This window comes from Brevundimonas sp. GW821-FHT12C05, assembly GCF_058807475.1.
In genome coordinates, this window is the sequence record NZ_JBXAQS010000001.1 from 52,771 (window position 1) to 64,883 (window position 12,113).

At 70.5% G+C, this 12,113-nt stretch carries 7 protein-coding genes and 1 riboswitch; of the genes, 4 read left to right on the top strand and 3 right to left on the bottom strand.

The window, feature by feature from the left end:
• Nucleotides 1-23: 23 nt before the first annotated feature.
• The 3 genes from AC1RRF_RS00220 to metX are packed head-to-tail and all read right to left on the bottom strand — an operon-like array spanning nt 24 to nt 3,429.
• Nucleotides 24-1,253: a homoserine dehydrogenase gene (locus AC1RRF_RS00220; protein ID WP_492831683.1), complete on the bottom strand. Its 1,230-nt coding sequence runs from the start codon at nt 1,251-1,253 to the stop codon at nt 24-26.
• Nucleotides 1,253-2,443 (bottom strand): cystathionine gamma-synthase, encoded by a 1,191-nt coding sequence (metB, locus tag AC1RRF_RS00225; protein ID WP_492831685.1) that lies wholly within the window; start codon nt 2,441-2,443, stop codon nt 1,253-1,255. The genes AC1RRF_RS00220 and metB overlap by 1 nt, the downstream gene beginning before the upstream one ends.
• Nucleotides 2,440-3,429, bottom strand: coding sequence for a homoserine O-succinyltransferase MetX (gene metX / locus AC1RRF_RS00230; RefSeq protein WP_492831687.1), 990 nt, complete (start codon nt 3,427-3,429; stop codon nt 2,440-2,442). The genes metB and metX overlap by 4 nt, the downstream gene beginning before the upstream one ends.
• A 99-nt stretch (nt 3,430-3,528) precedes the next feature.
• Nucleotides 3,529-3,652: riboswitch (SAM riboswitch) on the bottom strand.
• A gap of 254 nt (nt 3,653-3,906) precedes the next feature.
• Between metX and AC1RRF_RS00235 the strand changes: the two genes are divergently transcribed.
• The 4 genes from AC1RRF_RS00235 (at nt 3,907) to gltB (ending at nt 12,102) form a co-directional block, all read left to right on the top strand.
• Nucleotides 3,907-5,250 (top strand): ammonium transporter, encoded by a 1,344-nt coding sequence (locus AC1RRF_RS00235; protein ID WP_492831689.1) that lies wholly within the window; start codon nt 3,907-3,909, stop codon nt 5,248-5,250.
• A gap of 89 nt (nt 5,251-5,339) precedes the next feature.
• Nucleotides 5,340-6,020, top strand: coding sequence for a TorF family putative porin (locus tag AC1RRF_RS00240; protein WP_492831690.1), 681 nt, complete (start codon nt 5,340-5,342; stop codon nt 6,018-6,020).
• A gap of 170 nt (nt 6,021-6,190) precedes the next feature.
• Complete coding sequence (locus tag AC1RRF_RS00245; RefSeq protein ID WP_492831692.1) at nt 6,191-7,624, top strand: NAD(P)-dependent oxidoreductase; 1,434 nt, start codon at nt 6,191-6,193, stop codon at nt 7,622-7,624.
• On the top strand, nt 7,621-12,102 hold the full coding sequence (gene gltB, locus AC1RRF_RS00250; protein WP_492831694.1) for a glutamate synthase large subunit: 4,482 nt from the start codon (nt 7,621-7,623) through the stop codon (nt 12,100-12,102). The genes AC1RRF_RS00245 and gltB overlap by 4 nt, the downstream gene beginning before the upstream one ends.
• Nucleotides 12,103-12,113: the final 11 nt, after the last annotated feature.

A 12,113-nucleotide genomic window follows, 5' to 3' on the forward strand; every position in this document is an offset into this window, starting at 1 on the left:
CCACCCGGGTCGGCGGCGCTTTTTTATCCGGCGACCAGATCGGTCAGGTCGGCCCAGACGCTTTCGGTCGTGGGGATGCGGCCCGCGCCGCGGCCGCGGGCGGTGAAGACCCGGCCGTCGTCGGTCGTGACGCGCAGGGCGTTCCACTCATCGGGCAGGTCGGCGAACAGGGGATCGCCGTCGGCGGCGGCGAAGGCCACGTCGGCGCGGTCGTTGCGCACGTCCAGCCGCGCCAGCTGGCGCACCCGGCCCGGCGGCAGGACCGCATCCGCGGCCAGGGTCTCGCGCGCGATCCGCTCCGGCGTCAGTCCGCCGTCCAGCGCCTCATGCGCCAGGATGGCCAGCTTGGCGGCGGCGTCCAGACCGCTCAGGTCGGCGGTCGGATCCTCTTCCGCGAAGCCCGCTTCGCGCGCGCCGGTCAGGGCGTCGTCGAAGGCGATGCCATCGGCCAGCCGGTTCAGGATGAAGTTGCAGGTGCCGTTCAACACCGCCTCGATCCGGACCACCGGCGCATGGGCGCGGGCCCGGCGCACGGTCTCGATCAGGGGCGAGCCGCCGCCGACGCTGGCGGAATAGAGCAGCCGGGCGTCATGGGCCTCGGCCAGGGCGGTCAGGGCGGGCAGATCGCCGCCCACCGCCTGCTTGTTGGCGCTGACCACGTCGACGCCGCGCGACAGGGCGGCGCGGATCAGGGCCAGGCCGGTGGACGCGTCCGAGATGGCCTCGACCAGCACATCCGGCTCGCGCGCCAGCAGGGCGGCGGGATCGGACAGCAGCAGGCCTTCCGGGGCGGCGGGATCGCGCGGCTTCTTCGGATCGCGCACCAACACCCCGACCACGGTGAAGCGGTCGTCGGTGAGCAGCCGCGCCAGCACGCCGCCGCCGACCACGCCGCAGCCGGCCAGCGCCACGCGCAGCGGGCGTTCGGGCTTCGGCCGAGCATGGATGGTCGCCGTTTCCGGTCCGGCGACGATGGAGACGGGGGCGTTCAGCAAGGCCTCGCCCGGACCGGGGTGGACCGAGGTGACGCCGATGGCGTCGAGCGCCGCGGCCAGGCGGGCGGCGGCGTCCGCGGCGCCCGAGGCGACGGCCACGACCCGGCGTCCGCGTCGCACTTCGCGATAGACCGCGCTGGCGGCCTCGGCCGCGTCGGCGACGTCGAGCTGGAGCAGGGCGACGGGTTCCTCGACGCCGTGCGGGACGGCGTCCGCCCCGGCGACGGGACGGGGAAGCGGCAGGGAGGCGGCGGTCATCAGGCGGCCTCGGCTTCCAGGGCGGAAGCGGCGAGGACGGCGTCCAGCGCGATCGACAGGTCGGCCAGCAGGTCTTCCGGATGCTCCAGCCCGATCGACAGGCGCAGCAGGCCGTCGGTGATGCCCGCCGTCAGGCGCGCCTCCGGCGTCATGGCCGCATGGGTCATCAGGGTCGGATGGGCGATCAGGCTTTCGACCCCGCCCAGCGACTCCGCCAGGGTGAAGACCTCAAGCTGGTCGACGAAGGTCCGCACCGCGTCCAGGTCGGCCAGTTCGAAGCTCAGCATGGCGCCGAAGCCCTTCTGCTGGCGCGAGGCGATCTCGTGGCCCGGGTGGCTCTTCAGGCCCGGATAGTTGACGGTCTTCACCGCCGGATGGACCTCCAGCCATTCAGCGACGCGGCCCGCCGTGGCCTGCTGGCGCTCGACCCGGGCGAACAGGGTGCGCACGCCGCGCAGGGTCAGATAGGCGTCGAAGGGCGAGCCGGTGACGCCCAGGCAGTTGGCCCACCAGGTCAGCTGTTCGAGATCGGCCTGGTCCTTGGCCACCACGCAGCCGCCGACCACGTCGGAATGGCCGTTGATGTATTTGGTGGTCGAGTGGATCACCAGGTCGGCGCCCAGGGCGATCGGGTTCTGCAGCGCCGGCGACAGGAAGGTGTTGTCTACCGCCGCCTTGCAGCCGACGGCGTGGGCGCGAGCGCAGATGTCGGCCACGTCGACAACGCGCATCAGCGGGTTCGACGGCGTCTCGATCAGGATCAGCTTGGGGTTCAGGGCGAAGGCGGCGTCCAGCGCCTCGCGGTCGTTCTGGTCGACGAACTGGACGTCGAAATGGTTGCGGCGGGCGCGGGCGCACAGCAGGCGGTGGGTGCCGCCGTAAAGGTCGTGCGGGGCCAGCAGCAGGTCGCCGGGCTCCAGCGAGAACAGGGCCAGATCGACCGCGGCCATGCCCGTCGCGGTCACCACCGCGCCGACGCCGCCTTCGAGTTTGGCGAGGGTCTCGCCCAGCACGTCGCGGGTCGGATTGCCCGAGCGCGTGTAGTCGTACTTCCGTTTCCCATCGAGCCCGTCGAAGCTGTAGTTCGAGGACAGGTACAACGGCGGCATCACCGCCCCGTGCGCCGGATCGTTGTTCACGCCGTGCCGGGCGGCGGTCGTACAGGGGTGGGCTTCGCTGGAACAGGTCATGCGGCGATCTCGTCAGGCTGGCGGGCGTAAAGGGGAGAGAGGGCGTCGTGGAGCGTGCGGCCGACCAGCTCGCGCTCCTTCAGGAAGGCGTCGTGGCCGAAGATGGAGCTGGCCTCGCCGAAGCGGCGCAGGGCGGGGGCGCGGCCGGCCAGGTCGCGCAGGTCCTCGATCGGCACCAGGCGGTCGCTGGTGAAGCCGAGCAGGGTCAGGGGGCAGGTCACCGACTCGGGGGCGACCGCGTGGCGGTCCAGCGAGTCCGACAGCGTGATCCAGCGGTCGGCGCTGGTGGCCTCGGCGTAGTCGGCGCCGCGGGCGATCAGATAGTCGCAGACGGGATAGGGGTCGCCGGCCTGCGCCGGGGCGGTTCCGGCGAAGCGCCAGTCGAACTCGTCGGCGGTGCGGTAGGTGGTCATGGCCAGCTCGCGGGCCAGCGAAATGCCTTCCGCCTCGCGGCCGCAGTCGCGGGCGAAGGCCAGCAGGCGGCGCTGCACCCCGCGCCAGGCGGTGGCGGCGGGATGGGCGCGGTGGGCGGCGGAGATGACCACCAGTTCGCCGATCCGCTCGGGGAAGTCCGCCGCGAAAGCCAGTCCGATGCAGCCGCCGTAGGAGGCGCCGACGAAGGCGTCGATGCGCGGCTCGTCCAGCGCGTCCAGCAGCAGGACCAGCAGGCGGGCCTGATCGGCGGTGGTGATGGTGACGCCCGGATCGGCCTTGCCGGGCAGCAGGTCGAAGGCCAGCACGCGGGCGCGGTCCAGGTCGATCGGACCGCCGTGACGCACGGCCCACGACCACCAGTTGGCGGCGAAGCGGCCGCTGGAGATGCCGCCGGCGACGACGACCAGCGGGCCCTCGGTGGGGCCATGCAGGCGTCCGGTCAGGGTGTCCGCCGCCAGACGCTCGCCCGAGGCCAGCCGGAAGTCGGCCGGAATCACGGCCGTCACGTCACGGCCGGGAGCCTCGTCGATGATCCATTCGGTGGACGCCACAGTCCGCTCCGGTTCCGCTCAGCGAAACCGATGGGGCAGACCAACACCTGTGACGAAAGACCCGTGAAGTCCGTCGGACCCGCAAGGGTCCTGTCGCTTCACTCATCTCTCGCGGCTTCCGAAGAGGCCTCGCAGGAGTTGGCACCTTTCCAAGGATCGGGTGGATCCTGGGTAGGTTGCCCCGGCGTCAAAGGGCCTATCCCTCAGCCGGTCTTGATGAGTGTCCTTACGGTGACGAACGCGGCCGCCGTCGTCAATCCCCCAAAATTGCTGCGACTGCGAATTGCCAAGCGTGGCCTTAGAGTGAGTAGTTTCATCTCATTATTCCAATAATGAAGCATCAAGAATGCCAAAGTCGGATTCAGGTGCGCTACAGACGCAACAAATTTCCTTGAATCTTCCTCCGCCCACTTGCGCATCTCGCAAGTGCGGTAAACAGTTCGCAAATGCGTAACGGCGTCCTTTTGGGGGATTGAGATGACTCGACTTCGCAACGGCCTGGCTCTCGGGCTCGGCCTCTTGACCACGGTGATCGCGACGGGGGCCCAGGCGGCGCCCGCGCTTCTGGGACACCAGGTTCCACTGGAACTGGACGGCGCCGGCACGGCCTGGCTGGCCACTTCGACGGCCCTCGTCCTGCTCATGACCCTGCCGGGTCTGGCGCTCTTCTACGGCGGCATGGTGCGCCGCAAAAACGTGATCGCGACCATCACCCAGTCGGTCGGCGTCTTCGCCGTGGCGACCCTGGTGTGGTTCATCGCCGGCTACTCCATCGCCTTCGGCAAGGCGGGCGACTTCGGCGGCTATCCGGCCGACACCGTCAACCAGTTCATCGGCGGCTTCCAGTCCATCTTCCTGAACGGCGTGGGCATGGAGACGGCGCACAGCCTGCTGCCGGGCATTCCCGAGTTCGTCTTCATTTCCTTCCAGATGACCTTCGCCATCATCACCCCGGCCCTGGTCACCGGCGCCTTCGCCGAGCGGCTGAAGTACACGGGGCTGCTGCTGTTCACCGCCCTGTGGTCGCTGCTGGTCTATGCGCCCATCGCCCACTGGGTCTGGGGCGGCGGCTTCCTCGGCTCGGCCGGGGTGCTGGACTTCGCCGGCGGCGCGGTGGTGCACGTCAACTCCGGCGTCGCCGGTCTGGTCTGCGCCCTCTTCCTCGGCGCCCGCAAGGGCTACGGCAAGGAGCCGATCGTGGCGCACAATCCGGTGCTGACCATGATCGGCGCCTCCCTGCTGCTGGTCGGCTGGATCGGCTTCAACGCCGGCTCGGCGGGCGGCGCCAATGCCCTGGCGGGCGTGGCCCTGATCAACACCATCCTGGCCGCCGCGGCCGCCTCCATCACCTGGAAGATCGTCGAGGTCATCGAGAAGAAGAAGGCGTCGCTGATCGGCGTGCTGTCCGGCATCGTCGCCGGCCTGGTCGCCATCACTCCGGCCGCCGGCTTCGTGGATCCCAAGGGCGCGGTCCTGATCGGCCTGATCGCCGGTCCGGTCTGCTACGCCTCCTCGGTCTGGATCAAGAAGCTGCTCCGCTACGACGACTCGCTGGACGCCTTCGGCATCCACGGCGCGGGCGGTCTGGCGGGGGCCCTGCTGACCGGCGTGTTCGCCTCCACCGCGATCAACAGCCTGTCGGACGGGGCCAACGTCATGACCCAGCTGATCGGCCTGGGCTGGACCATCGCCTACAGCGCGGTGGGCACCCTGGTCGTCCTGATCATCTGCAAGTTCACCACCGGCCTGCGCGTCAGCCCGGCGGGCGAAGAAGAAGGGCTGGACACCCACCTCCATGGCGAGGCGCTGGAGTCCGTCTGATCCCGTGTGGCCCGGCGCGGGCTCTCTCCCCGCGCCGGTCCGTCAGTAAGCGTCCGCGTGCCGACATCGAGAACATTGGGGATACGACTATGAAACTCGCCTTCGCTAGCGCGGCCGTCGCGGCCGCCCTGTTCGCCACCGCCGGCGCCGCCCAGGCCCAGACGCCCGACGTGGCCTGGAACGTGGCGGTGACCTCCGACTATGTCTTCCGCGGCTTCAGTCAGTCCGACGAGAATCCGGCCCTCCAGGGCGGCGTCGACGTGACCTTCGCCTCCGGCTTCTACGCCGGGGCCTGGGCCTCCAACATCGATTTCGGCGACAACACCGACGCCGAGGTCGACGTCTACGGCGGCTATCGCACCGAGGCGGCCGGGTTCGCCATCGACGTCGGGCTGATCGGCTATCTGTACGTCGGCGCGGGCCGCGATAACTCCTATGACTATCTGGAGGTCAAGGCCGCCGCCTCGCGGGCCGTCGGCCCGGTGACCCTGGGCGCCGCGGTCTACTTCTCCCCCGACTTCTTCGGCGTGGACGAGGAAGCCACCTATGTCGAAGCCAACGCCAGCTTCACTCCGGCGCCCAAATGGACCGTCAATGGCGCCGTCGGCTACCAGGCGCTGGACGTCAGCGACGACTACACGACCTGGAACGCGGGGGTGGCCTACGCCATCACCGACAACATCATCGTCGACGCCCGCTACCACGGCGCCGACGTCGATACCCCGCTGGCGGATGATCGGGCGGTCGCGACGCTGAAGTTCCTCTTCTAGAACACCGGACGTCCCTTCCGTCTGGCCGCGACCGGCAAGGTCTTGCCTTCTTGGCAGGCCTTGCCGGTTTGCCTTTTCCTGAAGCTTACCGTTTCGCGCACAATTCGGATGGAAATTGCGCGCCCTCTCCAAAGACCCTACAACTTGTGCAGTTGCGAAGAGGGCTTGCCTTGGCGTCCGTGAACCAGACTTTCGTTGTCGTCCCCAGGACCGGTCCGGCCAAGACGCCGGCCGCTGAGCGCGTGCAGGATCACGCCGAAATCTACGCCAATTTCGCCCCCGAGGCCGGCAAGGGTCAGTCCGGCCGCTGCGCCCAGTGCGGCGTGCCCTTCTGCCAGACCGGCTGTCCGCTGCAGAACAACATTCCCGACTGGCTGAGGCTGGCCGCCGAAGGGCGCGCCGAGGAGGCCTGGCGCCTGTCGGAAGCCACCTCGACCCTGCCCGAGATCTGTGGCCGCATCTGTCCGCAGGACCGGCTGTGCGAGGGCTCCTGCACGCTGGAACAGTCGGGATGGGAGACGGTCACCATCGGTTCGGTCGAGCGCTGGCTGGGCGACATGGCGTTCGAGAACGGCTGGGTCGATCCGATCCGCCCGCGCGCCGAGAAGGGCCAGTCCGTCGGCATCGTCGGCGCGGGCCCTGCAGGCATGGCGGCGGCGGATCGCCTGCGCAGCGCGGGCTATGCGGTCACCGTCTATGACCGGCACGACCGCGCGGGCGGCCTGCTGACCTACGGCATCCCCGGCTTCAAGCTGGAGAAGCACGTCGTCGGGCGTCGCATTGATCGCCTGATCGACGGCGGGGTCGCGTTCCGGCTGGGTGCTGACGTCGGGGGTGATCTGCCTTTCGCCGAGGTGCGGGCCGCCCACGACGCGGTGCTGGTGGCGACCGGGGTTTACCAGGCGCGTCGACTGACCGCGCCGGGCTGCGGCTCGGACGGGGTCGTGGCGGCGCTGGATTATCTGATCGCCTCGAACCGCAAAGGCTTCGGCGATGCGGTCCCGGCCTATGACGACGGCCCGTTGAACGCGGCGGGCAAGAAGGTGGTCGTCATCGGCGGCGGCGACACCGCCATGGACTGCGTCCGCACGGCGATCCGTCAGGGCGCGACCTCGGTCACCTGCCTGTATCGCCGCGACCGCGAGAATATGCCGGGCAGCGCGCGCGAGACCCAGAACGCCGAGGAGGAGGGCGTGGTCTTCGAATGGCTGGCCGCGCCCCGCGCCGTGCTGGGCGGCGCCTCGGGCGTCACCGGCGTGCGCGCCCAGCGCATGGCGCTGGCGGCCCAGTCGGCGGACGGCCGCTGGTCGGTCGAGCCGGTCCCGGGCGGAGAGTTCGACCTGCCCGCCGACCTGGTCATCGAGGCGCTCGGCTTCGAGCCGGAGGACATGCCGACCCTGTTCCAGGAGCCCGACCTGGCCCTGACTGACTGGCGCACCATCCGCACGGCGGGCCACACCAAGGCGACGACGCTGGAGGGTGTCTTCGCCGCCGGCGACATCGTGCGCGGCGCCTCGCTGGTCGTCTGGGCCGTCCGCGACGGTCAGGACGCGGCCGCCGAAATCGATACCTGGTTGTCCTCGCGCCGGAGGGCTGCCGCGTGACCTTTGATCCCGTTCAATACGAAGCCGACCGGCAAAAGCTCGTCGACGCCCACGCCTATGATCCCGCCTCAGAGCGCGACGCCTGCGGCGTCGGCCTGGTCGCCGCCATTGACGGCAAGCCGCGCCGCGAGGTCGTCGATCTGGCGCTGAAGGCCCTGTCGGCCATCTGGCACCGAGGTGCCGTAGACGCTGACGGCAAGTCCGGCGACGGCGCGGGCATCCTGATCGGCTTGCCGCGCGCCTTCTTCGAGGCCCAGGTGCGCGACGCCGGGCATGAGCCGCGTCCCGGCCCCATCGCCGTCGGCATGGTCTTCCTGCCCCGCGTCGACCTGGGCGCCCAGGAGCAGGCCCGCACCATCGTCGAGCGCGAGGTCATGGCCGCCGGCTTCTGGCTGTACGGCTGGCGTCAGGTGCCGCACCGCGCCGAGGTGCTGGGCCAGCGCGCCGCCGCCACCCGGCCCGAGATCGAGCAGATCATGCTCAGCGCCCCCGACGGGCTGGAGGGCGAGGATCTGGAGCGCGCCCTCTACCTGCTGCGCCGCCGCATCGAAGCGCGCGCCACGGCGGCGGGGCTGCAGCATTTCTACGTCTGCTCCCTGTCGGCGCGGTCGGTGATCTACAAGGGCATGATGCTGGCCGAGGCGCTGGGAGACTTCTACCCGGATCTGACCGACCCCCGGGTCGAGGCCAATGTCGCCCTGTTCCACCAGCGCTATTCGACCAACACCTTCCCCGAATGGCGGCTGGCCCAGCCGTTCCGGATGCTGGCTCACAACGGCGAGATCAACACCCTGCGCGGCAACGCCAACTGGATGCGCAGCCACGAGATCCGCATGACCGCCGAGGCCTTCGGGGCCGACGACGCGACGGTCAAGCCGGTGATCCAGGCAGGCGGTTCGGACTCCGCCGCGCTGGACAACGTCTTCGAGGTTCTGGTCCGCGCCGGCCGCCCCGCGCCCATGGTCAAGGCCCTGCTGATCCCCGAGGCGCCGATCGAGGGCGTCATCTCCGACGACCACCGCGCCCTCTACGCCTACTGCAACTCCGTCATGGAGCCGTGGGATGGCCCGGCGGCGATCTGCGCCACCGACGGCCGCTGGGTCGTGGCGGGCAAGGACCGCAACGGCCTGCGTCCCCTGCGCGTCGCCGAGACCGTCGATGGCCTGCTGATCTGCGGCTCCGAGGCGGGCATGACCGGCGTGCCGGACGAGCGGATCGCGCGCCGCCTGCACATCGGCGGCGGCCGTATGATCGCCGTCGATCTGGAGGCTGGCGAACTCTACGACGAGACCCAGACCATCGACCGTCTGGCGGCCCAGCATCCCTATCGCGAATGGCTGGCTAACATGGTCGAGCTGGAGCCCGAGGTCGGCCCTGGCCCCGAGCCGCGCAAGCTGTCGGGCGAGGCCCTGACCCGCTTCCAGGCGGCCGTCGGCTGGACCCAGGAAGACATCGAATCCCTGCTCGACCCCATGGCGGGCGAGGGCAAGGAGGCGGTCGGCTCCATGGGCGACGACGCCCCGCCGGCGGTGCTGTCGGAACAGTCGCGGCCCTTCGCCCACTACTTCCGCCAGGCCTTCGCCCAGGTCACCAATCCGCCGATCGACTCCTTGCGCGAGGCGGGGGCGATGAGCCTGCGGACCCGGTTCAAGAACCTGGGCAACATCCTGGCCCAGGACGAGACCCAGACGAAGGTCTTCGTGCTGGACAGCCCGGTCCTGACCAACGGCATGTACGAGCGGATGCTCGACGTCGTCGGCGCCGGCGCGACCACGGTGATCGACTGCACCTTCGCGGCGCCGCCAGAAGACGACCGCGCGGGCCTGGCGTTGCAGGGCGCGCTGGACCGTATCCGTGACGAGGCGGTGGCGGCGGCCCGGGGCGGCGCGGGCCTGATCGTCCTGACCGACGAGCGGGCGGGCGAGGACCGGCCCCTGATCCCGATGATCCTGGCCACGGCGGCGGTGCACGGGCGCCTGGTCGACGAGGGCCAGCGCACCTTCTGTTCGCTGGTCGTCCGCTCGGCCGAGGCCATCGACGCCCACGCCTTCGCCGTGCTGGTCGGCTGCGGCGCCACGGCCGTCAACGCCTGGCTGGCGCAGGAGACCTTCCTGGAGCGGCTGGAGGGCGGACGCTATCCCGGCCTGACGCTGCGCGACGCCTGCCTGAACCACAAGGTCGCCGTCGAGGCGGGCCTGATGAAGATCCTGGCCAAGAAGGGCATCTCGGTCATCTCAGCCTATCGCGGCGCCTGCGAGTTCGAGGCCCTGGGCCTGTCGCGCGCCCTGGTGGCCGAGTTCTTCCCCGGCATGACCTCGCGCATCTCGGGCGTCGGCCTGGCGGGCATCGAGCAGTCGTCGGTGGCCAAGGCCTCGCGCGGCTTCTCCGCCGACCGGGCGCGCCTGCGCATCGGCGGCGCGCACCGCATCCGCGCGGGGGAGGAGACCCACGCCTGGGACGCGGAGATGATCCACCGCCTGCAGGACGCCACCACGCGCGGCGACTACAAGCGGTTCAAGGCCTACAGCCGCCGGGCGCGCGAGCTGCCCGCCACGGCCCTGCGCGACCTGCTGGACTTCCGCGAAGCCCTGCCGATCCCGGTCGAGGAGGTCGAGAGCGTCAATGAGATCCGCAAGCGCTTCGTCACCCCCGGCATGTCCCTGGGCGCCCTGTCGCCCGAGGCGCACGAGACGCTGAACATCGCCATGAACCGCATCGGCGCCCGCTCGGTCTCGGGCGAGGGCGGCGAGGATCCGGAGCGCTACCGCCCGCGTCCGAACGGCGACAATCCGAACTCGGCGGTCAAGCAGATCGCCTCGGGCCGCTTCGGCGTCACCGCCGAATATCTGAACCAGTGCCGCGAGATCGAGATCAAGGTGGCCCAGGGCGCCAAGCCCGGGGAGGGCGGCCAGCTGCCCGGCTTCAAGGTCACCGAATTCATCGCCCGCATGCGCCACTCGACGCCGGGCGTGGGTCTGATCTCACCGCCGCCGCACCACGACATCTATTCGATCGAGGACCTGGCCCAGCTCATCTACGACCTGAAGCAGATCAATCCGGTCGCGCGGGTGACGGTCAAGCTGGTGGCCTCGTCCGGCATCGGCGCGGTCGCCGCCGGCGTCGCCAAGGCCAAGGCCGACATCATCCTGGTCGCCGGCCACAACGGCGGCACCGGCGCCTCGGCCATGGGCTCGATCAAGCACGCGGGCATGCCCTGGGAGCTGGGTCTGTCGGAGGCGCACCAAGTGCTCAGCCTGAACGGCCTGCGCGGCCACGTCCGCCTGCGCACGGACGGCGGCATCAAGACCGGCCGCGACGTCGTCGTCGCCGCCATGCTGGGCGCCGAGGAGTTCGGCATCGGCACGGCGTCGCTGATCGCGGTCGGCTGCCTGATGGTGCGCCAGTGCCATTCCAACACCTGCCCGGTCGGCGTCTGCGTCCAGGACGAGCGGCTGCGCGCCATGTTCACCGGCACGGCGGACAAGGTGGTCAACCTGTTCAGCTTCATCGCCGAGGAGACGCGCGAGATCCTGGCCTCGTTGGGTCTGCGCTCGCTGGACGAGGCGGTGGGCCGCACCGACCTGCTCCGCCAGGTGTCGCGCGGCGGGGCCCAGCTGGACGACCTGGACCTCAACCCCCTGCTGGTCCGGGTGGGCGAGGGCGACCAGCGCATGCCCGCCGACGCCCCGCGCAACCCGGTGCCCGACGCGCTGGACGCCCGCATCGTGCTGGACGCCGAGCCCTTCCTGGCGCGGCGCGAGAAGATGCAGCTGACCTATTCGGTGGCCAACACCCAGCGCACCATCGGCACGCGCATCTCGTCCCACATCGTGCGCAAATACGGCTCCGACCTGCCCGACGGCCACCTGACCCTGAACCTGCGCGGCGCGGCCGGGCAGTCGCTGGCGGCCTGGGGGATGAAGGGGCTGCGCATCATCCTGGACGGCGAGGCCAACGACTATGTCGGCAAGGGTCTGTCGGGCGCCGAGATCATCGTCCGCCCGCCGTCATGGGCGGCGGGCGCGGCGGTCATCGGCAACACCTGCCTGTACGGCGCGACCAGCGGCAAGCTGTTCGCGGCGGGCGCCGCGGGCGAGCGGTTCGCGGTCCGCAACTCGGGCGCCACGGCGGTGGTCGAGGGCGTCGGCGCCCACGGCTGCGAATACATGACCGGCGGCGCGGTCGTCGTGCTGGGCTCTACCGGCTGGAATTTCGGCGCCGGCATGAGCGGCGGCGAGGCCTTCATCCACGACCCCGAAGGCACGGCCCACCAGCGCCTAAGCGCCGTCTCGGTCGTCACCGGCGTGGTCATGGGTGAGGCGGGCCAACGGCTGCACGAGCTCGTCACCCGTCACGCCGTCGAGACCGGCTCCCCGCTGGCGCGTCGCCTGCTGGAAACCTGGCCGGTCGCGGTCACTCACTTCCGCCACGTCCTGCCGAGGGAAGAGGCGTCGGCGGCGAAGGCGAAGCGGGCCTGAGCCCCGCGCGC